The organism is Streptomyces tatrensis (assembly GCF_049310065.1).
Lineage (GTDB): Bacteria > Actinomycetota > Actinomycetes > Streptomycetales > Streptomycetaceae > Streptomyces.
The window spans coordinates 1,768,824-1,792,510 of sequence record NZ_JBMDLB010000007.1 but is presented as its reverse complement, the minus strand read 5'-3'; the positions used below and the strand labels follow the sequence as shown (position 1 = coordinate 1,792,510).

Below are 23,687 nucleotides of genomic sequence, written 5' to 3'. Positions count from 1 at the left end.
CGCGGCCTTAGTCCGCCAGCCCGTTCAGCAGGGTCATCTCGTGCGGGGTCAGGTGGACCGTTGCCGCGTCCAGGTTCTCCGCCAGGTGGTCCGGGGAGCCGGTGCCCGGGGTGGGGCAGAGGACCGGGGAGTGCTGGAGGAGCCAGGCCAGGGCGATCTGGCCGGTGGACGCGCCGTGCTCGCCGGCGACCGCCGTCAGTGCCGCGGCGCTCTCCCGGGTCAGGGCGCCGCTGCCCAGCGGGTAGTAGGGGAGGAAGGCGATGCCCCGGGCCTCGCACAGGGCGAGGAGCTCCGCAGAGGAGCGGTCCAGGAGGTTGTACGGGTTCTGGACCGAGGCCACCGGGACCACGGACAGGGCCTCCTCGAGCTGGTCCGCCGTCACCGTGTTCAGCCCGATGTGGCGGATCTTGCCCTCCGCCCGGAGCTCGGCCAGCGTGCCCAGCTGCTCCGCGGGCGGGACGGCCGGGTCGAAGCGGTGCAGCTGGTAGAGGTCGATCCGGTCCAGGCGGAGCCTGCGCAGGCTCGCCTCGCACATCGAGCGCAGGTCCTCCGGGCGGCCCGCCGCGTGCCACTGATCGGGGCCGGTGCGCACCACCCCGCCCTTGGTGGACACCACCAGCTGCTCCCCGTACGGGTGGAGGGCCTCGGCGACCAGCTCCTCGGCGAGGTGGGGGCCGTAGTTGTCGGCGGTGTCGATCAGGGTGACCCCGCGCGCGACGGCGGTGCGCAGCAGCGCGACCGATGCGGTGCGCGCGGCGCGCGGGCCCCAGTAGCCGGCTCCGACCAGGCCGCCGGTGCCGAGTCCGAGGCGGCGTACGGGAAGGTCCCCGCCGAGGGCGAACGTCTCATCCACGTCAACAGACATGGCCCGACGGTAACCCAGGCCCGCGGATGTGCCAGGCTCGTGGGCATGCGTTACATCATCATCGGCGCCGGAGCGATCGGCGCGACCATCGGCGGACGGCTCTCGGAGTCGGGCAACGAGGTCGTCCTCGTCGCGCGCGGCCCGCACGCGCAGGCCCTGCGGACCGACGGGCTGCGGCTCACCACGGCGGACGGGGAGCGGGTGCACCGGCTCCCCGTCGTCACGGGGCCGGCCGAGCTCGGTGAACTGCGCCCCGACGACGTGCTGTTGCTGACCGTGAAGACCCAGGACGCGCTCGCCGCGCTCGACGCGTGGGCCGACGCGGAGGTCGCGGGCGGCGGTACGGCCGCGCAGCGGCTGCCGGTGCTGTGCGCGCAGAACGGCGTGGAGAGCGAACGCCTCGCCCTACGGCGCTTCGCGCGCGTGTACGGGGTCTGCGTGTGGCTGCCGGCGACCTTCCTCGAGCCGGGCGTGGTCTCGGCGCTCTGCGCCCCGCTGACCGGGATCCTGCACCTCGGAAAGGCCGCCGGAGGCGCCGACGGCCCCGTCCGGCGGATCGCGGCCGACCTGGAGAAGGCCGGGTTCGGGGCGCCGGTCGTCGAGGACGTGATGCGGTGGAAGTACGCGAAGCTGCTGGGCAACCTGGGCAACGCGATCCAGGCGACGACCGGCCCCGAGCCGGAGCCCGCGAAGGCGGCGCTGCTGCTGCGGGCCGTCCGGGAGGCGAAGGCCGCCTTCGCCGCCGCGGGGATCGGCTGGGCTCCGGACGCGGAGCAGTCGGCGGCGCGCGACGGCAAGGTCGAGGTGCCGGCCGGGGTGGTGCGGGGCGGGTCGTCCTGGCAGAGCCTGGCGCGGGGGACGGGGTCGGTGGAAGCCGACTACCTCAACGGGGAGATCGTGCTGCTGGGGCGGCTGCACGGGGTGGCCACACCGGTCAACGACACGCTGCGGCACGCGGCGAACATCTTCGCCCGGGAGGGCCTGCCGCCCGGTGCGATGTCCACCTCGGACCTGACGGCCCTGGCCGACGAGGCGGCCGCCCGGGTGTGACCTCCTCGGTACCGGCACCGGCCCGGGCTCGTCTTCACGAGGACGTGTCCGTCGCCGCGGCGGCATGGTGGCGCGATTCGGCTGGCACTGTGAGGCGTCAGGGGCTGTACTGGTGAACTCCCCTGATTCCAGGGGTGACTTCACTCAGTCAGGCGCAATCAGAGCTCGGTGAACGCGCCATCAGACGGGGGTCTACGTGTCGAACATCGAAGTCATGCTCGGTCAGATCGTGCCGGCCGCGGGAGCGGCGGTGGCCGTGTACGGCGCCGCCGTGCTGCGGCGGGCCGAGGACGAGGCGGCAGGAGCCACCGTACGGCTCGGCCGGCGGCTGCTCGCCCGCATTCGGAGTGGAGCCGCCGATCCGACCGCGATCGACGGGGCCGTGACGGACCTCGCCGCCGATCCCGCCGATCCGGACGCGCTCGTAGCATTGCGCCTACAGATCAGGCGGGCCCTCGCCGCCGACCCCGCGCTCGTCGACGAGATCGCCGCGCTGCTCCCCGCGCCCGGCCCCGCCCTGAGCAGCGGAGCCGGAAGCGTGGCGGTGAGCGGGAACGTCTCGGGAATCGTCTCGAACGGAGACGGCGCGACGAACATCCAGCGCCGGTGACGGGCGACAGCAGGGTGCCGGAGAGGCCGGGCACCCCCTTGTATCCGGCGCGCGAACCCGGCGTCGCCGAGCCGACGGTCGGGGGCACGGTCAGGAGCGATGACCCCACGGCCGCCGGTGGCCGCGTGAAGGCCGGCCATGACCACGCGGACGTCGTCGTGCACGGCGACGTGAAAGGCATAGTCAGCACCGGCTCCCACAGCATCAACGTCATCTACGACGGGAACGCCCTCGTCGAGATCACCAGCCTCCGTGACATCACTCCGCATCAGCCGCCGCTGCTGCCGGCCGCGGGCCGGAGCAAGCTGTTCGGCAGGGGCACGCTGGTGAACGACGTGGTCGCGCAGCTCGACCGCGGCGGCAGCGCGCAGCTGCACGGGAAGCCGGGGGTCGGGAAGAAGGCCCTGGCCGCGGCGGTGCACCGGGAGCTGGCCGCCCAGGGGCGTCGCGGCCACGTCCTGTACCCGCGCACCGGAGCGGAAGACGCGCAGTCGCTGCCGGCGCTGTACGGGCGGCTCGCCGGGGCGTTCTTCGGCACGCATTTCCTGCGGTCCGTCGACGAGACGCAGCTGCGTGCGGCCCTGTCCGCCGCGGACTTCTCCGGTGTGCACGTCACCGTCGTCGACTGCGTCCTGTCGCAGGGCGATCTGACACGGCTCCTCGAGACCTTCTCCGGCTGCACTTTCCTGTTCACGTCCCCCTACGCGACGCTGCCCGACTCCGGCGCGACCCATCTCGTCCGGCCCCTGTCCCGTTCCGCCGCCGTCGAACTGCTCAGTGCCGAAGTGGGGCTCCCGCTCGGCCCGGCGGGGTTGCAGAATCTGCAGTTCGACCACGTGTGGACCGAGTCGGGCGGCGCGCCCCAACGGATCTGCCAGTACGCCCAGTTCATCAAGGGGTTCGACCAGTGGGAGCGGCGCGTCCGCGGGGACGGCGAACCGTGGGACGAGCCGGCTTCCATCGATCCGGCGCTGCTGAGTCCACGGCGCCAGGCGGAAGCGCTGGCCGTCGCCTTGAGCGAGCCCGCGCGTCGCGTACTGCTCGCACTGGCGACGTTCGGCACGGCGCTTCCCGCAGCCTGGATCGCTCCGGTCACCGGCTATCCACAGGACGGCGCCACCGTTTCGGAGCTGGACGATCGGCGCATGGTCAGGCAGTTCGACGGGAGGTACTGGATCACCGAGGACGCCGCCGCGGCCCTCCACAGCCAGGAGTGGGCTCCGGCCGCGGCGACCACGGCGGCGGAGGGCCTGCTCGCGGCGCTGGCGCGCCAGGACGGACCGTCGGGCCCCGGGCCGGACGCGTACCTCTTCCTGACCGTCGCCCGCGCGCTGGTCCGCGAGGAGCAGTGGGCGCTCGCCTCGCGATTCGTGCGGACCGCCGGACCCCGGGCCCTGACCGAAGGGCGCGGGCAGCTGGCGCTACAGCTCTATGGGCTGGGCCGGATGGCGGCCGCGCGGGGCGGCATGAACAAGGACGTCACGTTCCACGACCGGGCCGAGAAGCTGACCCGCGACCTCCTCGACGGCGACAAGGCGGGCACCACCGCGGGCGCCGCGGTGCTGCTCGCCCCGGCGCTCGGGGCGGCCGCGGTCGAGAGCGGGAAGACCTTCGGCTTCTTCGGGAAGATCGTCGCCACCGTCTCCACCAAGGTGGGCGCCTCCGCCGCTGCCGCTGCCGTGGTGGTGGCGGCGACCACGGTGGTCGTGGTGGCGAATTCGAACGACATGCCCGCGGGCTGCGAACCGGCGTACGCGGCGTCGGAGGCGTATGACACCAGTGATCTGCGGACGTATGACGAACTGTCGCAAGAAACCGGGGTGCTGACCTCGGGGCTCAGGGCCGCCGCCGGGGAGGCGTCCGAGGCGGGCATCCGGTCGGAGCTCAACCGGCAGGCGGATGCCCTCGACACCAAGACGGCGGCGGAAGTGCGGGAGAACGAAGAACGGATGAACGGGAAGTACCCCCTGCACCCTGACGCCACCGCGGCCTTCGTGTCCGCCGCCGGGCTGCAGAACGGGATCTCGACCCTGAGGGCGATCACGTCGGTCTGCCCCGCCGAATGACCCGCGAGCGGCGTCCGGGCCCCCCACCGGACGCCGCTCGGACGGTCCCGGCTACGCCGCCAGGGCCGGGATGCGGGCCGGGGACGCGGTGGCCGCGTCGTAGCGGCGCAGCAGCAGGCGGGCCAGTTCCGGGGAAGGGCCCAGGACGGCCGCGATCACGTCGGCGCCCGCGGCTTCGGCGCCCGCCGCGATGCGGTCGGGGAGCCGGCCGGGGGCGATGACGTAGGGGGCCACCGCGATCCGGCGGACGCCCTCCGCGCGCAGTGCGCGTACGGCGTCCTCCGTCCGGGGGAGAGCAGCGGAGGCGAACGCAGGCCGCACGGCGCACCAACCGGTGTGCCGCCACTCCCGCGCGGTTTCAGCGATCACTGCGATCGCCTCCGGGTCCGAGGAACCGGCGGACGCGAGCACCACACCGGTGGTGGCGCGGTCCGCCGGGGTGAGGCCGGCTTCCCACAGCCGGCGCTCCAGGGTCGCCAGCAGCAGCGGCGACGGGCCGAGCACATCCGTGATCCGGACCGAGAGGTCCGGCAGGTGGGACGTGGCTCCGGCGAGCACCGCCGGGATGTCGGACTTCGCGTGGAACGCCCGCGTCAGGAGGAGCGGGAGCGCCACGATCTCGCGTACGCCCGACAGGTAGAGGGAGGCCACCGCCTGGTCGACGGTCGGGGTGTCGAAGTCCAGGAACGCGGTCTCCACGCGCAGCCCCGGCCGCCGCGCCCGTACCCGCCGGGTGAGGGCGTGCACGGTCGCCGCGTGCCGCGGGTCGCGGCTGCCGTGGGCGATGACGAGCAGGGCGGGTGCCTGCGTGGAGTGCGCCGACACGGTGATCAGCTCTTGACCAGCAGGCCGCGGGTGCGCAGCACCCACCGCTCGACGGGGCTGAAGATCAGCAGGTCGATCGCGATGCCGACGACCAGGATCAGGATGATCGCGAGGAACACGCCGGGCAGGTCGATGTTGTTGCGGCCGTTTTCGAGGAGCTGGCCCAGGCCCAGGCCCAGGTCGGGGGAGCTGGCGATGATCTCGGCGGCCATCAGGGAGCGCCAGGAGAAGGCCCAGCCCTGCTTGAGGCCGGCCAGGTAGCCGGGCAGCGCGGCCGGCATGACCACGTGCCAGGCACCGCGCAGGCCGGTGGCGCCCAGGGTGCGGCCGGCCCGGAGGAACAGCGGCGGGATCTGGTCGATGCCGGAGACGAGGCCGTTGGCGATCGACGGGACGGCGCCGAGCAGGATGACGGTGTACATCATCGCGTCGTTGAGCCCGAACCAGAGCACCGCCGGGGGCACCCAGGCGACCGAGGGCAGCGACTGCAGGCCCTGGAGGATCGGGCCGATCGCGGCGCGGATGAACTTCACCCGGGCGACGAGCAGGCCGAGCGGGGTGCCGATGGCCAGGGCCAGCAGGAAGCCGAGCAGACCGCGCGAGACGCTGGTCCAGATGACCTCGAGCAGGGTGCCCTTCGCCCACATGTCGGACAGGCTGTCCACGACGGAGGACAGGGCGGGGAGCTTGGTCTCGTCGGTGACCTTCGCCGCGACGAGGATCTGCCAGATGAGGAGGACCAGGCCGACGGCGACGACCGGCGGCAGGACCTTCTTGACGAGGACCTCGCGGACCGGGGTGCGGTGGGTCTGGACGGCGTCGAGCGCGTCGAGGCCGGCCTCCAGTCCCGCGAGGTCGTCCGTCTTCGCCTTCGTTTCAGTGCTGGCCATGGCGGCGGATCTCCCCACGCAGGTGTTCAGTGATCTCAAGGGACAGCTCCGCGACGTCCGCGTCCTCGATGCGGCGCGGCTGCGGGATGCCCACGGTCCACTCCTTGGCGACCCGGCCGGGGCGCGAGGACAGCAGGACCACGCGCTGTGCGAGCCGTACGGCCTCGCGGACGTTGTGCGTGACGAACAGGACGGACAGGTTCGTCTCTTCCCAGATGCGGGTGAGCTCGCCGTGCAGCACGTCGCGGGTGATGGCGTCGAGCGCGGCGAACGGCTCGTCCATCAGCAGCAGCTGGCTGTCCTGGGCGAGCGCCCGGGCCAGGGCCACGCGCTGGCGCATGCCGCCGGACAGTTCGTGGACCCGCTTGCCGTACGAGCCGCTGAGCCGGACCAGCTCCAGCAGCCGCTCGGCCTCCGGCTTGCGATCGGCCTTGGCCACCCCGCGCAGGCGCAGGGCGAGCTCGATGTTCTTGCCCGCGGTGAGCCACGGGAAGAGGGCGTGCTCCTGGAACATGAGCGACGGACGGCCGCCGGGGGTCTCGATGGACCCCGCGGACGGCTTGTCCAGGCCGGCGACCAGGTTGAGGAGCGTGGACTTTCCACACCCCGAGGCGCCCAGGATGGTGACGAACTCTCCGGGAGCGACATCGAGGCTGATGTCGTCCAGGACGAGCTGCGATCCGGCCGGGCCGGAGAAGGACTTCGAGACGTGCTCGATGCGTGCGGCGTGCGTCTGCACCGCTACCGTGCCCTCGGCAGCCTTGGCGAGCGTGGTGGCCATGGTCGTCACCTCCTGGGTTGCTGGGTTACGGGGTTACTTGGCGCCGAGGCCGGCGTCGGAGACCTCGGGCTGGCCGGCGGCCTTGAGGACCTTGTTCAGGAGCGTCAGGTCGTAGATGCCGCCCAGGTCGGGCTGCTCGATGAGCTTGGCCTTGACGGCCCACTCGGACTGGGTCTTGAGCGTTGCGGCCAGCGGGTCGTTGGTGATGAGGATGCTGGGCCACGCGGGGTCGATGACCTTGGCGTCGAGCGGCTTGCCGCCTTCGGCCGCGAGCTTGGCGTTGGCGGAGGCCTTGGCCTTGTCCGGGTTGGCGTTGATCCACTCGTTGGTCTTGACGGTGCCCGTCAGGACGGCCTCGACGACGTCCGGGTGCTCCTTGAGGAACTTCTGCGACACGATGATGTTCGTGATCACGAACTTCTTGTCGGGCCACAGGGCGGTCTCGTCGAGGAGTACGGTGCCGCCTTCGGAGACGAGCTTGGAGGCGGTGGGCTCGGGGACCCAGGCGCCGTCGATGGAGCCGGACTTGAAGGCGTCGGGGGCGACCTTGTTGTCGGTGCGGACGACGGAGACGTCACCCTTGCCGGACTCCGGGTCGACCGTCCAGCCCTTCTCGGCGATCCAGTTGAGGAACGCGACGTCCTGCGTGTTCCCCTTCTGCGGGGTGGCGATCTTCTTGCCCTTGAGGTCGTCCAGGGTCTTGATCTTCGCCGGGTTCACGACCAGTTTGACGCCGCCGGAGGCGGAGCCGGAGATGATCCGCAGGTTGGAGCCCTTGGACTTCACGTAGGCGTTGATCGACGGGGAGGGGCCGATGAAGCCGATGTCGAGAGAGCCGCCGTTGAGGGCTTCGATCTCGGAGGGGCCCGCGTTGAAGGACTGCGGCTTGATCGCGGTGGCGCCGAGCTCCTTGGCGATCAGGCCTTCCTGAAGACCGACCAGCGCGGTGGCGTGGGTCAGGTTCGGGAAGTAGCCGATGCGGACCTCGGAGGCCGACAGCTTCGTGCCGGCGTCGGCGGCGGTGCTCGCCTTCGGAGCGTCGTCCTTCTTGGCCTCGGAGCCGTAGCCGCACGAGGCGAGGGCGCCGATCAGGAGCGGGAGGGCGGCAGCGGCGACGATGCTGCGGCGAAGGCCGCTACGGGAATTCGCAGAACGGGTGGCACCGATGGCAGGCACGGGAGGGCTTCCTCTCGTAGCGTCGTGTCAGGACGCACGTCTTCGTTTGCTGAGCAAGGGCAGGTACGGCTCGTGGGGGGTGTGGGCGCGCATGCGGTGCGCGTACGTCATCACGCACATCGCCCCACGCCTCCCTGGCCGCTGCCGAGGGAGCCGCTGCCTACACGGCCGCCCTCCTTCGCGAAGGTGGAGTAGATATCGGCAAGCATGATCAGAAGTCCCACCCTTCCTCATCAGCCTGAACGGTGGTCTCGGCGGTCGAGGCGAAGGATTCGCCGACCATGCCGGCCGCCAGCGTCGTGCCGTCCGCGGGGTCGATCAAGAGGAAGGACCCGGTGCGGCGCGAGTCGGCGTACGAGTCGAGCGCGAGCGGCTCGGCGGTACGGACGACGACCCGGCCGATGTCGTTGGCCACCAGCTGCCCGGGGTTCGGGTGCTGGGACAGGTCGTCCAGGGTCAGCCGCGAGGGGATCTCCTTGACGATCGCCTTCACCGTGCGCGTGGTGTGCTTGATCAGCACCCGGGCGCCCACGGCGAGGGGCTGGTCCGCCACGTGGCAGACCGTCGCCACGACGTCCTGCGTGGTGGCGGGGGAGCTCGACGACGGCGCGATCAGGTCGCCGCGCGAGATGTCGATGTCGTCCTTCAGACGCAGGGTCACCGACTGCGGGGCCCACGCGATGTCGACGCTCTCGCCGAGCGCGTCGATGCCCTCGATGACCGAGGTGCGGCCCGACGGCAGGACGGTGACGGCCTCGCCGACCCGCAGCACGCCGGAGGCGATCTGGCCCGCGTAGCCCCGGTAGTCCGGGTGCTCGGCGGTCTGCGGACGGATCACGTACTGCACCGGGAAACGCGCCGGGCAGGCGGTGAGGTCGTGGCTGACCGGGACGGTCTCCAGGTGCTCCAGCACCGTGGGGCCGCCGTACCAGTCCATGTTCGCGGAGGGCTCGACCACGTTGTCGCCGGCCAGGGCGGAGATCGGGATCGCGGTGATCTCCGGGACGCCCAGACCCGTGGCGTACGCGGTGAACTCCTCGGCGATCGACGCGAAGACCGCCTCCTCGTAGCCCACCAGGTCCATCTTGTTGACGGCCAGGACCACGTGCGGGACCCGCAGCAGGGCCGCGACGGCGGCGTGCCGGCGGGTCTGCTCGATCACGCCGTTGCGGGCGTCGACCAGGACCACGGCGAGGTCGGCGGTGGAGGCGCCGGTGACCATGTTCCGGGTGTACTGCACGTGCCCGGGGGTGTCGGCCAGGATGAACCGGCGCCGGGCGGTCGCGAAGTAGCGGTAGGCCACGTCGATGGTGATGCCCTGCTCCCGCTCGGCCCGCAGGCCGTCGGTGAGCAGCGCCAGGTCGGGGGTGTCCTGACCACGGCTGGCCGAGACCCGCTCCACGGCTTCCAGCTGGTCCGTGAGGACCGACTTGGAGTCGTGCAGGAGACGGCCGACCAGGGTGGACTTGCCGTCGTCGACGGAGCCCGCGGTCGCGAAGCGCAGCAGCGTGGTCGCCGACAGGTCGGCGAACTGCTCGGTGGTGGAGGTCATTTTAGAAGTACCCTTCGCGCTTGCGGTCTTCCATCGCGGCCTCGGACAGCTTGTCGTCGGCGCGGGTCGCACCCCGCTCGGTGAGACGGGAGGCGGCGATTTCGGTGATCACGGCGTCCAGCGTGGTGGCGTCGGAGTCGACGGCACCGGTGCAGGACATGTCACCGACGGTGCGGTAGCGGATCAGGCGGGTCTCGGTGGTCTCGCCGTCCTTGGCGCCGCCCCACTCGCCGGCCGTCAGCCACATGCCGTTGCGCTGGAAGACCTCGCGCTCGTGGGCGAAGTAGATCTCCGGCAGTTCGATCTTCTCGCGGGCGATGTACTGCCACACGTCCAGCTCGGTCCAGTTGGACAGCGGGAAGACGCGCACGTGCTCGCCCGGCGCGTGGCGGCCGTTGTAGAGCTGCCACAGCTCGGGGCGCTGGCGGCGCGGGTCCCACTGGGAGAACTCGTCGCGCAGGGAGAAGACGCGCTCCTTGGCGCGGGCCTTCTCCTCGTCGCGGCGGCCGCCGCCGAAGACGGCGTCGAACTTGAGCTGCTGGATCGCCTCCGTGAGGGGGACGGTCTGCAGCGGGTTGCGGACGCCGTCGGGGCGCTCGCGGAGCTTGCCGGCGTCGATGTACTCCTGGACGGAGGCCACGTGCAGGCGCAGGCCGTGCTTGGCGACCGCGCGGTCCCGGTACTCCAGGACCTCGGGGAAGTTGTGGCCGGTGTCCACGTGGAGCAGGGTGAACGGCACCGGCGCCGGCGCGAACGCCTTCAGCGCCAGGTGCAGCATGACGATGGAGTCCTTGCCGCCGGAGAAGAGGATCACCGGCTTCTCGAACTCGCCCGCCACCTCGCGGAAGATGTGCACGGCCTCCGACTCGAGGGCGTCGAGGTGCGACAGCGCGTAGGGCGCGTCCGTCCCTTCGTGGACGTGTGCGACGGTGGCGGTCATGCCAGACCCCTCTCGGTGAGCAGTGCGTGCAGGGCCGAAGCCGACTCCTGTACGGACTGCGTGTGCGACTCGATACGGAGGTCCGGGGACTCCGGTGCCTCGTACGGGTCGTCGACCCCGGTCAGACCGGAGATCTCGCCCGCCGCCTGCTTCGCGTACAGGCCCTTCACGTCACGCTCGGAGCAGACCTCCACCGGAGTGGCCACGTGCACTTCGAGGTAGCTCGTGCCCTCGGCGGCGTGCCGCTTGCGGACGGCCTCACGGCTGTCCGCGAACGGCGCGATCACCGGGACGAGCGCCTTCACGCCGTTGGAGGCGAGGAGTTCGGCGACGAAGCCGATCCGCTGCACGTTGGTGTGCCGGTCCTCGCGGCTGAAACCGAGACCGGCGGAGAGGAACTCGCGGATCTCGTCGCCGTCGAGGACCTCCACGCGGTGGCCCTCGGCGCGCAGCCGCTCGGCCAGCGCGTAGGCGATGGTGGTCTTGCCCGCGCTCGGCAGCCCGGTCAGCCACACCGTGGCGCCCTGGTCGCTCACGCTCATCTGGTTCGTCTCCGTCGGTTCTGTACGTGCAGTGGTTTCGCCGGGGGCCGTGCCGGTGTCCGTGCCGGTGGTGGTCATCAGCCGTGCAGTCCGCACTCGGTCTTGCCGCGCCCGGCCCAGCGGCCGGCGCGGGCGTCCTCGCCCTCCGCCACCCGGCGGGTGCAGGGGGCGCAGCCGACGGAGGCGTAACCGTCCATCAGCAGCGGGTTGGTGAGCACGCCGTGCTCCAGTACGTACGCGTCCACGTCGTCCTGGGTCCAGCGGGCGATCGGCGAGACCTTGACCTTCTGCCGCTTCTCGTCCCAGCCGACCACCGGGGTGTTCGCCCGGGTCGGGGACTCGTCGCGGCGCAGGCCCGTCGCCCAGGCGTCGTACGCGGTCAGGCCCTCTTCGAGCGGCTTGACCTTGCGCAGCGAGCAGCACAGGTCGGGGTCGCGGTCGTGCAGCTTGGGGCCGTACTCGGCGTCCTGCTCGGCCACCGTCTGGCGCGGGGTGAGCGTGATGACGTTGACATCCATCACGGCCTCGACCGCGTCACGGGTGCCGATGGTCTCCTCGAAGTGGTAGCCCGTGTCGAGGAAGACCACGTCCACGCCGGGGAAGGCGCGGGAGGCGAGGTGGGCGACGACCGCGTCCTCCATGGAGGAGGTCACGGCGAACTTCTTGCCGAAGGTCTCGGCCGCCCAGGTGAGGATCTCCAGCGGGGTGGAGTCTTCGAGGTCCCGGCCCGCCTGCTCGGCCACGGCCTTGAGGTTTTTGAGACCCGCGTCCTGAATCGTGGTCATATCTCGTCCCCTCCAGCGTCATTGGACTGAACACCCCGGGCCAGCAGCCCGAGGTACTTCAGCTGGAAGGCTCGATTGCAGGCCCTGCATTCCCAGGCGCCGTGGCCTGTTTCGTTCGGGAACAGGTCCTCGTCGCCGCAGTACGGGCAGTAGAACGGTGCGGCGCGCTCGCTCATGACAGATCCTCGTCCTTGGCACGGGTGACCCAGGCGGCGAAGCGCTCGCCGTCCTCGCGCTGGTCCTCGAAGCGCGAGACGACCCGCTCGACGTAGTCCGGCAGACCGGCCGAGGTGACCTTGAGACCGCGGACCTTGCGGCCGAATCCGGCCTCGAGTCCGAGTGCGCCGCCCAGGTGGACCTGGTAGCCCTCGACCTGGTTGCCCTCGTCGTCCAGGACCAGCTGGCCCTTGAGGCCGATGTCCGCCACCTGGATACGGGCGCAGGCGTTCGGGCAGCCGTTGATGTTGATGGTGAGCGGCTCGGCGAACTCCGGCAGGCGGCGCTCCAGTTCGTCGATCAGCGAGGCGCCGCGCGCCTTCGTCTCGACGATGGCCAGCTTGCAGAACTCGATGCCGGTGCAGGCCATCGTGCCGCGGCGGAACGGGGACGGGTTGACCCGCAGGTCCAGCGCCTCCAGGGCCGCGACGACCGAGTCGACCTGGCCGGCCTCGATGTCGAGCACGATCATCTTCTGCTCGGCGGTGGTGCGCAGCCGGCCGGAACCGTGCTGCTCGGCGACGGCGGCGATCTTCGTCAGGGTGGCACCGTCGACGCGGCCCACGCGGGGCGCGAAGCCGACGTAGAACTTGCCGTCCTGCTGCTGGTGCACGCCGACGTGGTCGCGCCACTGGCCGCTGGGCTGCTCGGGCGCGGGGCCGTCGGTCAGCTTGCGCTTCAGGTACTCGTCCTCCAGGACCTGGCGGAACTTGGCCGGGCCCCAGTCGGCGACGAGGAACTTCAGGCGGGCGCGGGTGCGCAGCCGGCGGTAGCCGTAGTCGCGGAAGATCGAGATGACGCCCTCGTAGATGTCCGGGACCTCGTCGAGCGAGACCCAGGTGCCCAGGCGCACACCCAGCTTCGGGTTGGTGGAGAGGCCGCCGCCGACCCAGACGTCGAAGCCGGGGCCGTGCTCGGGGTGGTTCACGCCCACGAAGGCGATGTCGTTGATCTCGTGCGCCACGTCGAGCAGCGGCGAGCCGGAGATCGCGGACTTGAACTTGCGGGGCAGGTTCGAGAAGTCGGGGTTGCCCACGATGCGGGCGTAGATCTCGTCGATGGCGGGGGTGCCGTCGATGATCTCGTCCAGCGCGATGCCGGCGACGGGCGAGCCCAGGATCACGCGGGGGGTGTCACCGCAGGCCTCGGTGGTCGAGAGGCCGACGGCCTCCAGACGGCGCCAGATCTCCGGGACGTCCTCGATGCGGATCCAGTGGTACTGCACGTTCTGCCGGTCCGTGAGGTCGGCGGTGCCGCGGGCGAACTCCTCGGAGATCTCGCCGATGACGCGCAGCTGCTCGGTGGTCAGCCGACCGCCGTCGATGCGGACGCGCAGCATGAAGTACTTGTCGTCCAGCTCCTCCGGCTCCAGGATCGCGGTCTTGCCGCCGTCGATCCCGGGCTTGCGCTGGGTGTAGAGGCCCCACCAGCGCATACGGCCGCGCAGGTCGTTGGGGTCGATCGAGTCGAAGCCCGCCTTGGAGTAGATGTTCTCGATGCGCGCCCGCACATTGAGACCGTCGTCGTCCTTCTTGAACTGCTCGTTGCCGTTGAGGGGCGTGTGGTGGCCGACGGCCCACTGGCCCTCACCGCGGTGACGGCCGGGCTTGCGGCGCGCGGCGGCGGCGGGTGCGGCGGCTGCGGTCGTATCGGGGGTGGCGGCCATGGCGGTACGTCCTTCTTGGGCGGCTCGAGGCAGGGGCAGGGGGAGCGGCGGCGTGACCCCTGGCGCGCGTGGAGCGGATGTGGCTGTTTCGTCGCCTTTTTGGGGCGACGAGCGGCCTACAGGGGACTGCGGTGGTGTGGCTGACGGCGGGCGGTGTTCGCTTCCGCGGCGACGTCGGTGCGGGGCGCTGTCGCGGCGGTGCTGTGCGTCAGCGCGCCGGACAGATGGCGCTGGACATGCGGCCGAGGTCGACGTGCCGCCGACTCACCAAGGCAATTCCAGCTCCGTTCATGGGGGGAAGCGTGGCATGTGGCGATTGGAGGAGTCCACTACTGTCCACAATCCGGACGAACTCGTCTCGCATCGCGAGATCCCCGTGACGGGGGTCACCTCAGGGGCCCCCTGAGCCCCACCCGTTCCGCTGCGCGGGGGCGCTGTCCCCTACCCGCCCTTCCACCGTTCCCGCCTCAGTCGCCGGCGGGGCTGAAAGATCGCCTCAAACGCCGGCGGGGCTGGATGTTCCAGCCCCGCCGGCGTTTGAGGCGCGGGTCCGGGCGGAGCCCGGGGAACGGTGGAAGGGCGGGTAGGGGACAGGCCCCGCAGGGCCTGCCCTCGACACCGCGGAGCGGCTACGCGCCGGGCCAGGGGCCGGGGGTCGGAGCGGACTCCTTTTCCTCCGTCTCCTCCTTGAAGACCTTGAAGCCGCGCCGCTGGTAGTTCGCCATCGCCGTCGGCCCGTCCTCACTGCACGTGTGCAGCCAGACGCGCCGCGTCGGGGACAGCTCCGGCCAGCGCTCGGCCAGGGACCAGGCTCGCTCGATGCCCACGGTCAGCAGGTGGCCGCCGATGCGCCGCCCCCGGAAATCGGGGAGGAGGCCGAAGTACATGATCTCCACCACACCGTCGGGCTGCGGGTCGAGTTCCACGTACCCCGCGGGGGTGCCCCGGTCGTACGCCACCCACGTCTCCACGCCGGGACGGCCCAGCTGCTCCACCCACTGCGCGCGGGTCAGCGCCAGCCGGTCCGTCCAGTGGATGTCGCCGCCCACCGAGGCGTAGAGGAACCGGCTGAACTCGGGGGAGGGGACCTCCGACCGGACGATCCGGATCTCCGGGCCCGGGACGGCCGCCGGGACGAGATCGGACGGTGCGGTCATTTCCAGGGACCAGGTGGTCAGTGTGATGGTGCTCATGGGCTTCAGGGAATCATGCCGGTCCCGGTCGGGCCCAGCCGGGCGCTGATCACCGCCGGAGCAGTGGAGTGCGGCAGCAGCGCGGCCGGGTTCGAGGGGCGGATCAGCTCCACCTCCACGTCCTGCGCGAAGCGGTACGGGCGGTGGGCGAGCACGCCGCCGAGGTTGCGGCGGACCCGGGAGATCTCCGCGCGGACCGTCACCGTGCGCGTCGGGTCCCCGAACAGTTCCTGCGAGAGTTCCGCCGCCGAGCGCCCCCGGGGGGACTCCGCCAGCAGGAACAGCAGCTCCGCATGGCGCGGGCTCAGCTCCTGCGACCAGCTCCCCGCGGCCCCGTAGACGGTGGCCCGCCAGGCGCCCGGCCGGCTGAGGTCGAGGACGACGCGGGCGGCCGCCCCGGCGGCCGTACGGGCCTCCGTGACGTGCACCAGCCAGCCGCCCGGCAGCGGCTCCACCAGGCAGTCGCCGAGCTGCGGCACCCACACCCTGCCGGGCCCGAAGGATTTGGGCAGCGGGATCCGCTCGACCGGAGCGAGCCCGGTGACGGCCGCCGTCCAGCCGTTGCCGTCCACGGCCAGCGCCCGCCCCGGCACCCGGGCCAGCACCGGGGCCGCCACCGACCGCAGCCGTTCCAGCGACTCGAGGTGGCGCACCCGCAGCTCCCGCTCCGCGAGCCGGGCCACCGAGCTCACCCACGTCAGGGTCGCCGGGTGCATGGTGGCCAGCGGCCCGCTGACGTCGAGGACCCCGAGCAGCGAGCCGTCGCGCGGGTCCCGTACGGGGGCTCCGGCGCAGGTCCAGTCGTGGTGGCTGGAGACGAAGTGCTCCGCCGAGAACACCTGGACCGGTCTGCGGGCCACCAGGGCGGTGCCCACCCCGTTGGTGCCGACCACGGACTCGTCCCAGTGGGCGCCCACGCCGAAGCCGAGGCGGTCCGCGTTGCGCAGGATCGAGGAGTGGCCCTCCCGCCACAGCAGCCGCCCGTCGGCGTCGGCGACGACCATGATGTGCAGGGCCTCGTCCAGCGCGGGCAGCAGCCCTTCGCGCAGGACGGGCAGCAGGTCCCGTAGCGGAGAGGTCTGGCGCCGCTCCTCGGTCTCGGAGAGCGACAGCATCCGCGAACGGCTGTCGCGGTCCGGGTGGACCCCGCCCGCCATCATCCGGCGCCAGGACTCGGCGATCTCCGGGCGGGGCGCCGCCGGCGGCCGGTCCCCGGCCAGCGCCGCCGCCCGTACCCCCTTGAGCAGACGCGCGGCCTCCCGCGCGTCCATGGCCGAGATGCGTGCCGCATCGACCGCGCTGCCTGTGGTGTGGGCCACCGGAACCTCCCCGTGCGGAACAGACGTACGACGGCTCCCGCCCGGCCGGGCCGTCCGGTGCGCGCCGCTTCCAGGCGCGGACCGGACGGCCCGGAGGGCGGTTCCGAGTCAAAGGTTGCAACGTCTTGCAACTCTCGCCAAGTCCCGGTCGCCCGATCGAAACTGTGCGGACGTCGCCGAGCGGCGTGACAGCTCCTTCCTCGGGGCTTCTCGGATCAGGGGTGGTGCCGAGTCGGCGCGGCGCCATCCCTGTTCCAGGTCAACGGGCCCGGATGTCGGCCGGGCGGTTCTGTTCGGAAGGTTGGGGCCTTCCGCCAGACGGCGAGCGGAGGGTTGGGGCCCTCTCTCAGCCCGCGATCCGGGCCCGTTCCACCACGGATCCCAGATCCAGAGTGTGCGGCAGCGTGCCGAAGGCCGCGCCCCAGTCACCGCCCAGGCGCGAGGCGCAGAAGGCGTCGGCGACCTCCGGCGGGGCCCAGCGCACCAGCAGGGATCCCTGCAGCACCAAGGCCATCCGCTCCACGACCCGCCGGGCGCGCGCCTCGATGCCCTCCAGGTCCGCGAGCTCGGTCAGCAGGTTCTTGATGGCCGAATCCAGCCGGTGGTCGGCGCCGCGCGCCAGGCCGACCTCCTGGAGGAAGGCGTTCAGGGCCTGCGGCTCGCGCTGCAGGGCGCGCAGCACGTCGAGGGCCTGGACGTTGCCCGACCCCTCCCAGATGGAGTTCAGCGGGGACTCGCGCAGCAGCCGGGGCATCCCGGACTCCTCGACGTAGCCGTTTCCGCCCAGACACTCCAGTGCCTCCGCCACCATCGGCGTACAGCGCTTGGTCACCCAGTACTTCGCGGCGGGCACCGCGATGCGCAGGAAGGCCCGCTCCTGCTCGTTGCCCGTGCTCTGGACGGCGTCGTACGCGGCCGCGAGGCGGAGCGTGAGGGTGGTGGCGGCCTCCGACTCCAGGGCGAGGTCGGCGAGCACGTTGCGCATCAGGGGCTGGTCGATGAGCGGTGCTCCGAAAGCAGAGCGGTGCTCCGCATGGTGAGCGGCCTGCGTCAGCGCCTGCCGCATCAGCGAGGCCGAACCGATCACGCAGTCCAGCCGGGTCGCCGCGACCATCTCGATGATGGTCCGCACCCCCCGGCCCTCCTCGCCCACCCGCCGCGCCCACGTCCCGTCGAACTCCACCTCGCTCGACGCGTTCGACCGGTTGCCCAGCTTGTCCTTCAGCCGCTGGATCGCGAAGACGTTGCGCGTCCCGTCCGGCAGCACCCGCGGCACCAGGAAACAGGTCAGCCCGCCCGGCGCCTGCGCCAGGACCAGGAACCCGTCGCACATCGGCGCCGAACAGAACCACTTGTGCCCCGTCAGCAGGTACTCGCCCGAGGCGTCCAGCGGCACCGCCGCCGTCGTGTTCGCCCGGACGTCGCTGCCGCCCTGCTTCTCCGTCATGCCCATCCCGAAGAGCACCCCGGCCTTCTGCCCGGCCGGCCGCAGGCCCTCCTCATACACGTGCGAGGTCAGCCGCGGTTCCCATTCGGCCGCCAGCTCCGGATCGGTCCGCAGCGCCGGTACCGCCGCGTGCGTCATCGAGACCGGGCAGCCGTGCCCCGCCTCCGCCTGCGACCACACGAAGAACCCGGCCGCCCGCCGCAGATGCCCCGCCGGCCGCCCCCACGCGTCGGTCAGCCCGGCGCCCACGGCGTGCCCGAGCAGCCGGTGCCACGAGGGATGGAACTCCACCTCGTCGACCCGGTTGCCGTACCTGTCGTGCGTCCGCAGCTTCGGCGGGTTCTCGTTCGCCTGCGTCCCCCAGTCCTGCGCCTGCCGGGACCCCGCCGCGCGCCCCAGCGCCGTGAGTTCTTCCCTTGCCTCCGCGGCGAGTTCGGGCGCGGCGTCCGCGAGGTGCCGCTCGACCCCCTCGCTCAGGACCCGGTCGCTGCCGTAGACGTCGTGGCCCACGAGGGGCGGGGCCTGATTGCTGACTGTGTGGGTGGTGGCTGCCATGCCGATACCGTAAGGACGTGCAGCACGCGAAAGAAACACCCGAGCGGATTCCGGGACGCCTCCACCGGGCCCGCGCCCTCTACCGCAACGTCTCCAAGCGCAAGATGACGTGGCTGCTGCTCAAAGACACCGTGAACTCGTGCATCGAGTACCGGATCCTCGGACTCGCCGCCGAGGCGGCCTTCTTCACCCTGCTCTCGCTGCCCCCGCTCTTCCTCGGCCTGCTGGGCCTCCTCGGGTACGTGGACGGCTGGTCGGGCGGTACGACCGTCGCCAGCATCGAGGAGAACATCCTGCGGGCCGTCGGCACCGTGCTCTCCGACCGGGGCGTCAACGACATCGCCAAACCGATGCTCGACGACGTCACCGGCCGCGGCCGCCCCGACCTCATCTCCCTCGGCTTCGCCTTCGCCCTCTGGTCGGGCTCGCGCGCCGTCAACGTCTTCATCGACACCATCACCGTCATGTACGGGCTCGACGGACACCGCGGCATCGTCAAGACCCGGCTGCTCGCCTTCGTCCTCTACATCGCCGCCCTGCTGATCGGCGCCATCGTGCTGCCGCTGATGGTGGTCGGCCCGGACGCGGTGGTGCGGCTGGTGCCCTGGAGCACCGAGGTGATCGCGGTCATGTACTGGCCCGTCGTCACGCTGCTCTCCATCGCCTTCCTGACCACCCTCTACCACGTCTCCGTCCCGGTCCGCTCGCCCTGGATCGAGGACGTGCCCGGCGCGCTGATCGCCCTCGCCATGTGGGTGCTCGGCTCGTTCCTGCTGCGGATCTACCTCACCAACACGGTGGAGGGCCCGACCATCTACGGATCGCTGGCCGCACCCGTGGCGATCCTGCTGTGGATCGGCATCTCGGCCTTCGCCGTCCTCGTCGGGGCCGCCGTCAACGCCGCGATCGACCGCGTCTGGCCCTCGGTGGCCACCGCCGCGGCCCGCGAGGCGAACGAGCGGGTCCGCGAGGCGGAGGCCGCCCAGCTCGTGGCCCGGGCGGCCGCCTGGCGGGCCCTGGCCGAGGGGGAGTCGGAGGACGACGACGGCGACGAGGACGGGGGCATGCCCTCGGAGTTCCCGGAGCGCTGGTCGAAGTTCCTCCCCCCGGAGGACTACCACTCCCGCCTGCGCAAGCACTGACCGCCGCCGTAGCGTGGTGTCCGTGGAGGATCGCGCGGACGACGCCGTGCCCGGTTCCGGGTATGAGGAACACCCGTCCCGGACGGTCGCCGGAGCGGTGCTCTGGCGGGCCGGCGGGGCCGGCGCCGGCCTGGTGCTGCCCGACGGGTGCATGGACCTGCTGTGGGTGGACGGGCGGCTCCTGGTCGCCGGACCCGACACCGCCGCGCACCCCGCCGGAGAGGTCCCGGGCTCCGGCTTCGCCGGGATCCGGCTGGCCCCCGGCACGGCGCCCGCGCTGCTCGGCGTACCGGCCCGCGTACTGCGGGACCGGCGGGTCGAGCTGGCCGACCTGTGGCCCGCCGCCGAGGTGCGGCGCCTCACCGCGCTCGTGGCCGCGTACGGGGATCCCCGCGCGGGACTGGAGGAGCTGGCCCGGCTCCGCACGGCCGACGGCGGCGCCCCGGACCCCCTCGTCGCGGAGGTGACGGCCCGGCTGCGGGCCGGGCAGGGCGTGGCCGCCGTGGCGGGGGCGGTCGGCCTCGGCGAGCGGCAGCTGCACCGGCGCTCCCTGGACGCCTTCGGCTACGGGCCGCGGACCCTGGGGCGGATCCTGCGCCTCCAGCGGGCCCTCGCGCTGACCCGGCGCGGGCTGCCGCAGGCGGCCGTGGCCGCGGCGGCCGGGTACGCCGACCAGGCCCACTACACCCGCGAGGTGCGCGCCCTGGCGGGGACCACGCCGGGGGCCTACGCGGCGGGGCCGGGGGCCGGGGCCGGTTCCAACGGTGCGAAGAGGGAGATCCCGGAGCCGTCCGGGTCCAGGACGACGGCGTAGCGCTGCCCCCAGAAGGCGTCCCAGGGCTTCAGATGGCCGGTGCTCCCGGCCGCCGTCAGCTCCGCGTACAGCGAGTCGACCTCGGCGGGGGAGTCGCACAGGAACGCGAGCCCCACCCGGCCGTCGCTCGCGGGGCGGGTCCAGGACGGGTCGAAGGAGCGGATGACCTCCTCCGTGTCCCAGCCGATCCGCTGCCCGCCCGGCAGGACGGCTTCGACGTGCGGCTGGGCGTCGGCCCCGGCGGGTACGTCGATGCCGAGGCGGCGGTAGAAGGCGAGCGATGCGGCCATGTCGGAGACGATGATGCCGATCATGTCGAGTCGGGGAGTCATGAACTCACCCTAGGCACGCCCGGCCGGGCCGGTCTTGAACGAATCGGACACCGGCGGACCCGCCCGTGCGGGGCGGCCGGCCGGTCCGGGCCGGGCGGCGCGGTCCGGTCACTCGGGGGCCTCCTCCTGCTCTTGCGGCAGGTGCCGGTAGACCGTGGCCCGGGAGACGCCGAGGGCGGCGGCGATCGCGGTGGCCCCGCTGCCCGCCGCGTGCATCCGGCGGGCGGCCTCGATCATGGCCGGGCTCATGGCGGCGGGCCGCCCGCGCCGTCCCCCCGCCACGGGCCGCGCCGATCCGCCGGGGCCGTTCGGACCCTGCGGTCCCTGCGGTCCGTCGAGCAGGCGTCGTACGCCGTCCAGGACGGCCTCGCGCAGGGCCGGGACGGGGGCGTCGGCGAAGAGCACCACCGGGTCGGAGAGCATCGCGACGGCCTGGGCGGCCCGCACCCGTTCCGCGAAACCGGGATTCGGCCCCGCGACCAGGAAATTGGCGCGGAGTATGGCGTCGCGCAGCCGGGCGAAGGCCGGGCCGGGGGTGGCCAGGGCCATGTCCTGGAGGTTGAGGCGCAGCAGGTTCCGGTGGTCCAGCCAGACGTCGAGCACCCCCTCGATGGCGGCCCAGCGGACCCGGTCCGAGGGTCCGGGCGTGCGGGACGTGCCGGGTCCGTCGGTCGTGCCGGAACCGCCGGCTGTCGCGGCGCGGGCCAGGGCGGCCGCCAGATCACGGAGCATCGGCTCGACGAGGGCGCCGAGGATGTCGGCCTTGCCGGGGAAGTGGTAGAGCACCGCGGGCTTGGAGACGCCCACCTGTTCGGCGATCTCCCGCAGCGAGGTCTCGTGGAAGCCGCGGACTGCGAACAGTTCCTTGGAGACCCCCAGGATCCGTCGCCGGGTGTCGGGAGCCGTCTCGGTCGTCGACGTGTTCCGCGACGCGGTGCGGGCGGTGTACTGCGTCTCGTAAATCGTCTCAGAATCTGCGGTTCCGCTGGTCTCCATGGCGAACAGCTTAATCTCCGAGGTCGACTTGACTGCCGATTTCTCCGGCCGGCCCTGACCGGCGGTAAGTTCGAAACCCGGTTTCAGGCCTCCCGTAAAAGAAGTGGCGCCCGCCCGAGGGCGCTTGTTACGGTGGGGACGTTCCTCCCGCCGATCAGCGCGCGGGACGGATCGTCAGCACGTATGCAGACCCGGAGGTGAGTTCATTGATGACTGTCATGGCGCAGGGCGTTGCCCGCACTCAGAAGACCATCAATGTCACTTCTGTGGTCTCCGGCTGACCTCTCACCTCTTTCGCGCCCGGTAGCGGCGCGCACCGCCGGGGCCACCCTGTGAAGGGTTTCCCTTGTCTCTCCCCGCTTTCTCCGCTTTCTCCGCTTCTCCTTCTTCGTCCTCCTCCTTCTCTTCTTCCTCGGTTCCGCACGCCCTGGCCCCCTACGGCTGGGACGAGGCGTGGGCGGCCGAGTTCGCCCCGTACGCCGGTCAGGGCCTGCTGCCCGGCCGGGTCGTACGCGTCGACCGCGGCCAGTGCGATGTCATGACGGCGGACGGCATCGTCCGCGCCGACACCGCGTTCGTCACCCCGCACGACCCGCTCCGGGTCATCTGCACCGGCGACTGGGCTGTGCTGGAGGCGCACGGCAACCCGCGCTACGTGAAGACGTACCTGCCGCGCCGGACCGCCTTCGTACGGTCCACCTCATCCCAGCGGTCCGAGGGGCAGATCCTCGCCGCGAACGTCGACCACTCGATCATCGCGGTGTCACTGGCCGTCGAACTGGACCTCGGCCGCATCGAGCGGTTCCTCGCGCTCGCCTGGGAATCGGGGGCGCAGCCGCTCGTGGTCCTGACCAAGGCGGACCTGGTCCCGGACCCGGTCACCCTCGGACACCTCGTCGAGGACGTGGAGGCGACGGCCCCCGGGGTCACCGTCCTCACGGTCTCCTCGGTGACCGGGGAGGGCACGGACGTGCTCGCCGCGATCGTCGGGGACGGTACGAGCGTGCTCCTCGGGATCTCCGGCGCGGGCAAGTCCACGCTGGCCAACGCGCTGTTGGGCGAGGAAGTGATGGAGGTCCAGGCGGCGCGTGACGTCGACGGCAAGGGCCGCCACACCACCACGACCCGCAACCTGCTCGCGCTGCCGGGCGGCGGCGTGCTCATCGACACCCCCGGGCTGCGGGGCGTCGGGCTCTTCGACGCGGAGGCGGGCGTCGGGCAGGTCTTCTCGGAGATCGAGGAGTACGCGGAGCGGTGCCGTTTCCACGACTGCGTGCACGAGGCGGAGCCGGGGTGCGCGGTGCGGGCCGCGGTGGCCTCCGGGGAGCTGGCCGAGCGGCGGCTGGAGAGCTACCGCAAGCTGCTGCGGGAGAACCAGCGGATCGTCGCGAAGACCGACGCGCGGCTCCGGGCGGAGATCAAGCGCGACTGGAGGCTCCGCTCGGCGGAGGGCCGCGCGAACTATTCCGCGAAGCGGACCGGTCGGGCCTGACCGCAGCCCGCCCCGGGGGCACACCCCGCGCTGGCCCGGGCCCGACCAGGGCTCGGCCCCGCGCGGGCCCGAGCCCCCACCCGGCCCCGGGTGCGGGTGTGCCGCTGCGCGGGGCGAAGTCCCCTACCCGCCCTTCCACCGTTCCCAGGGCCGGCCCTGACCCGGTCCTCAAGCGCCGGACGGGCTGGAGGGGGGTGCCGGGCTGCGCCCGGACCCCCTGGGGCTCCGCCCCAGACCCCGCTCCTCAAACGCCGGAGGGGCTGGATTTGCCCTGCGGGCAATCCAGCCCCGGCCAGGCAAAATCCAGCCCCTCCGGCGTTTGAGGAGCGGGGGTCCGGGGGCTGGCCCCCGGGAACGGCGCCGCACACGGCAGGGGTCCGGGGCGCAGCTCCGGGGAACGGGCGAAGGGCGGGTAGGGGACGACTCGCCCCGC

Annotated in this window: 23 protein-coding genes; 6 read left to right on the top strand and 17 right to left on the bottom strand. The window is 72.2% G+C overall.

Annotated elements, in window-relative coordinates:
- Positions 1-7: 7 nt before the first annotated feature.
- Positions 8-865: an aldo/keto reductase gene (locus tag ACODT5_RS11745; protein WP_422519104.1), complete on the bottom strand. Its 858-nt coding sequence runs from the start codon at positions 863-865 to the stop codon at positions 8-10.
- A gap of 45 nt (positions 866-910) precedes the next feature.
- On the opposite strand from ACODT5_RS11745, the gene ACODT5_RS11740 reads away from it, so the two are divergent.
- From ACODT5_RS11740 to ACODT5_RS11730, 3 genes are all read left to right on the top strand, one after another.
- On the top strand, positions 911-1,915 hold the full coding sequence (locus tag ACODT5_RS11740) for a ketopantoate reductase family protein (RefSeq protein ID WP_422519103.1): 1,005 nt from the start codon (positions 911-913) through the stop codon (positions 1,913-1,915).
- A gap of 196 nt (positions 1,916-2,111) precedes the next feature.
- The gene (locus ACODT5_RS11735; protein ID WP_422519102.1) at positions 2,112-2,525 is read left to right on the top strand and encodes a hypothetical protein; all 414 of its coding nucleotides are present in this window, start codon (positions 2,112-2,114) and stop codon (positions 2,523-2,525) included.
- Positions 2,522-4,591 (top strand): hypothetical protein, encoded by a 2,070-nt coding sequence (locus ACODT5_RS11730; RefSeq protein WP_422519101.1) that lies wholly within the window; start codon positions 2,522-2,524, stop codon positions 4,589-4,591. The genes ACODT5_RS11735 and ACODT5_RS11730 overlap by 4 nt, the downstream gene beginning before the upstream one ends.
- A 51-nt stretch (positions 4,592-4,642) precedes the next feature.
- Here ACODT5_RS11730 and ACODT5_RS11725 read toward each other — a convergent pair whose 3' ends face one another.
- From ACODT5_RS11725 to ACODT5_RS11660, 14 genes are all read right to left on the bottom strand, one after another.
- The gene (locus ACODT5_RS11725) at positions 4,643-5,416 is read right to left on the bottom strand and encodes a sirohydrochlorin chelatase (RefSeq protein ID WP_422519100.1); all 774 of its coding nucleotides are present in this window, start codon (positions 5,414-5,416) and stop codon (positions 4,643-4,645) included.
- Between the two features lie 5 nt (positions 5,417-5,421).
- On the bottom strand, positions 5,422-6,306 hold the full coding sequence (locus ACODT5_RS11720; protein WP_422519099.1) for an ABC transporter permease: 885 nt from the start codon (positions 6,304-6,306) through the stop codon (positions 5,422-5,424).
- Positions 6,293-7,096, bottom strand: a complete 804-nt coding sequence (locus ACODT5_RS11715; RefSeq protein ID WP_422519098.1) for an ABC transporter ATP-binding protein — start codon at positions 7,094-7,096, stop codon at positions 6,293-6,295. The genes ACODT5_RS11720 and ACODT5_RS11715 overlap by 14 nt, the downstream gene beginning before the upstream one ends.
- Positions 7,097-7,120: 24 nt before the next feature.
- Positions 7,121-8,254 carry an aliphatic sulfonate ABC transporter substrate-binding protein gene (locus tag ACODT5_RS11710; protein WP_422519633.1) on the bottom strand — a complete coding sequence of 378 codons (1,134 nt, stop codon included), beginning with the start codon at positions 8,252-8,254 and terminating at the stop codon, positions 7,121-7,123.
- Between the two features lie 220 nt (positions 8,255-8,474).
- Positions 8,475-9,815 (bottom strand): sulfate adenylyltransferase subunit 1, encoded by a 1,341-nt coding sequence (locus ACODT5_RS11705; protein ID WP_266885564.1) that lies wholly within the window; start codon positions 9,813-9,815, stop codon positions 8,475-8,477.
- Position 9,816: 1 nt separating this feature from the next.
- Positions 9,817-10,755: a sulfate adenylyltransferase subunit CysD gene (gene cysD, locus ACODT5_RS11700; RefSeq protein ID WP_385384147.1), complete on the bottom strand. Its 939-nt coding sequence runs from the start codon at positions 10,753-10,755 to the stop codon at positions 9,817-9,819.
- Positions 10,752-11,297 carry an adenylyl-sulfate kinase gene (gene cysC / locus ACODT5_RS11695; protein WP_215148038.1) on the bottom strand — a complete coding sequence of 182 codons (546 nt, stop codon included), beginning with the start codon at positions 11,295-11,297 and terminating at the stop codon, positions 10,752-10,754. Before cysC ends, cysD begins: the two co-directional genes overlap by 4 nt.
- A 77-nt stretch (positions 11,298-11,374) precedes the next feature.
- Complete coding sequence (locus ACODT5_RS11690; protein WP_422519097.1) at positions 11,375-12,082, bottom strand: phosphoadenylyl-sulfate reductase; 708 nt, start codon at positions 12,080-12,082, stop codon at positions 11,375-11,377.
- Positions 12,079-12,258: a DpnI domain-containing protein gene (locus ACODT5_RS11685; protein ID WP_214956597.1), complete on the bottom strand. Its 180-nt coding sequence runs from the start codon at positions 12,256-12,258 to the stop codon at positions 12,079-12,081. Before ACODT5_RS11685 ends, ACODT5_RS11690 begins: the two co-directional genes overlap by 4 nt.
- The gene (locus ACODT5_RS11680) at positions 12,255-13,964 is read right to left on the bottom strand and encodes a nitrite/sulfite reductase (protein WP_422519096.1); all 1,710 of its coding nucleotides are present in this window, start codon (positions 13,962-13,964) and stop codon (positions 12,255-12,257) included. Before ACODT5_RS11680 ends, ACODT5_RS11685 begins: the two co-directional genes overlap by 4 nt.
- A gap of 208 nt (positions 13,965-14,172) precedes the next feature.
- Positions 14,173-14,256, bottom strand: coding sequence for a putative leader peptide (locus ACODT5_RS11675; RefSeq protein WP_312847410.1), 84 nt, complete (start codon positions 14,254-14,256; stop codon positions 14,173-14,175).
- A 337-nt stretch (positions 14,257-14,593) separates the two neighbouring features.
- A complete protein-coding gene (locus ACODT5_RS11670) occupies positions 14,594-15,157 on the bottom strand; it encodes a GNAT family N-acetyltransferase (RefSeq protein ID WP_422519095.1) in 564 nt (187 codons plus the stop codon).
- Positions 15,158-15,162: 5 nt separating this feature from the next.
- Positions 15,163-16,428: a helix-turn-helix domain-containing protein gene (locus ACODT5_RS11665; RefSeq protein WP_422519632.1), complete on the bottom strand. Its 1,266-nt coding sequence runs from the start codon at positions 16,426-16,428 to the stop codon at positions 15,163-15,165.
- A gap of 394 nt (positions 16,429-16,822) precedes the next feature.
- Positions 16,823-18,478, bottom strand: coding sequence for an acyl-CoA dehydrogenase family protein (locus ACODT5_RS11660; protein ID WP_422519094.1), 1,656 nt, complete (start codon positions 18,476-18,478; stop codon positions 16,823-16,825).
- A gap of 17 nt (positions 18,479-18,495) precedes the next feature.
- Here ACODT5_RS11660 and ACODT5_RS11655 point away from each other — a divergent pair, with 17 nt between their 5' ends.
- Together ACODT5_RS11655 and ACODT5_RS11650 are read left to right on the top strand one after the other, a co-directional pair.
- On the top strand, positions 18,496-19,620 hold the full coding sequence (locus ACODT5_RS11655) for a YihY/virulence factor BrkB family protein (protein WP_422519093.1): 1,125 nt from the start codon (positions 18,496-18,498) through the stop codon (positions 19,618-19,620).
- Positions 19,621-19,642: 22 nt separating this feature from the next.
- Positions 19,643-20,434, top strand: a complete 792-nt coding sequence (locus tag ACODT5_RS11650) for a helix-turn-helix domain-containing protein (RefSeq protein WP_422519092.1) — start codon at positions 19,643-19,645, stop codon at positions 20,432-20,434.
- Here ACODT5_RS11650 and ACODT5_RS11645 read toward each other — a convergent pair.
- Both ACODT5_RS11645 and ACODT5_RS11640 read right to left on the bottom strand, forming a co-directional pair.
- Positions 20,347-20,766: a VOC family protein gene (locus ACODT5_RS11645; protein ID WP_422519091.1), complete on the bottom strand. Its 420-nt coding sequence runs from the start codon at positions 20,764-20,766 to the stop codon at positions 20,347-20,349. The genes ACODT5_RS11650 and ACODT5_RS11645 overlap by 88 nt on opposite strands.
- A 108-nt stretch (positions 20,767-20,874) precedes the next feature.
- Entirely contained in the window at positions 20,875-21,762 is an 888-nt protein-coding gene (locus ACODT5_RS11640; protein ID WP_422519090.1) for a TetR family transcriptional regulator, read from the bottom strand.
- A 346-nt stretch (positions 21,763-22,108) separates the two neighbouring features.
- Between ACODT5_RS11640 and rsgA the strand changes: the two genes are divergently transcribed.
- Complete coding sequence (gene rsgA / locus ACODT5_RS11635; RefSeq protein WP_422519089.1) at positions 22,109-23,254, top strand: ribosome small subunit-dependent GTPase A; 1,146 nt, start codon at positions 22,109-22,111, stop codon at positions 23,252-23,254.
- Positions 23,255-23,687: the final 433 nt, after the last annotated feature.

Bases quoted from the DNA above. Each gene is read 5' to 3' on its own strand.
- ACODT5_RS11745 (WP_422519104.1), bottom strand. From the start codon at position 865: ATGTCTGTTGACGTGGATGAGACGTTCGCCCTCGGCGGGGACCTTCCC.
- ACODT5_RS11740 (WP_422519103.1), top strand. From the start codon at position 911: ATGCGTTACATCATCATCGGCGCCGGAGCGATCGGCGCGACCATCGGC.
- ACODT5_RS11720 (WP_422519099.1), bottom strand. From the start codon at position 6,306: ATGGCCAGCACTGAAACGAAGGCGAAGACGGACGACCTCGCGGGACTG.
- ACODT5_RS11705 (WP_266885564.1), bottom strand. From the start codon at position 9,815: ATGACCTCCACCACCGAGCAGTTCGCCGACCTGTCGGCGACCACGCTG.
- cysD (WP_385384147.1), bottom strand. From the start codon at position 10,755: ATGACCGCCACCGTCGCACACGTCCACGAAGGGACGGACGCGCCCTAC.
- cysC (WP_215148038.1), bottom strand. From the start codon at position 11,297: ATGAGCGTGAGCGACCAGGGCGCCACGGTGTGGCTGACCGGGCTGCCG.
- ACODT5_RS11690 (WP_422519097.1), bottom strand. From the start codon at position 12,082: ATGACCACGATTCAGGACGCGGGTCTCAAAAACCTCAAGGCCGTGGCC.
- ACODT5_RS11685 (WP_214956597.1), bottom strand. From the start codon at position 12,258: ATGAGCGAGCGCGCCGCACCGTTCTACTGCCCGTACTGCGGCGACGAG.
- ACODT5_RS11680 (WP_422519096.1), bottom strand. From the start codon at position 13,964: ATGGCCGCCACCCCCGATACGACCGCAGCCGCCGCACCCGCCGCCGCC.
- ACODT5_RS11675 (WP_312847410.1), bottom strand. From the start codon at position 14,256: ATGAACGGAGCTGGAATTGCCTTGGTGAGTCGGCGGCACGTCGACCTC.
- ACODT5_RS11670 (WP_422519095.1), bottom strand. From the start codon at position 15,157: ATGAGCACCATCACACTGACCACCTGGTCCCTGGAAATGACCGCACCG.
- ACODT5_RS11665 (WP_422519632.1), bottom strand. From the start codon at position 16,428: ATGGACGCGCGGGAGGCCGCGCGTCTGCTCAAGGGGGTACGGGCGGCG.
- ACODT5_RS11660 (WP_422519094.1), bottom strand. From the start codon at position 18,478: ATGGCAGCCACCACCCACACAGTCAGCAATCAGGCCCCGCCCCTCGTG.
- ACODT5_RS11645 (WP_422519091.1), bottom strand. From the start codon at position 20,766: ATGACTCCCCGACTCGACATGATCGGCATCATCGTCTCCGACATGGCC.
- ACODT5_RS11640 (WP_422519090.1), bottom strand. From the start codon at position 21,762: ATGGAGACCAGCGGAACCGCAGATTCTGAGACGATTTACGAGACGCAG.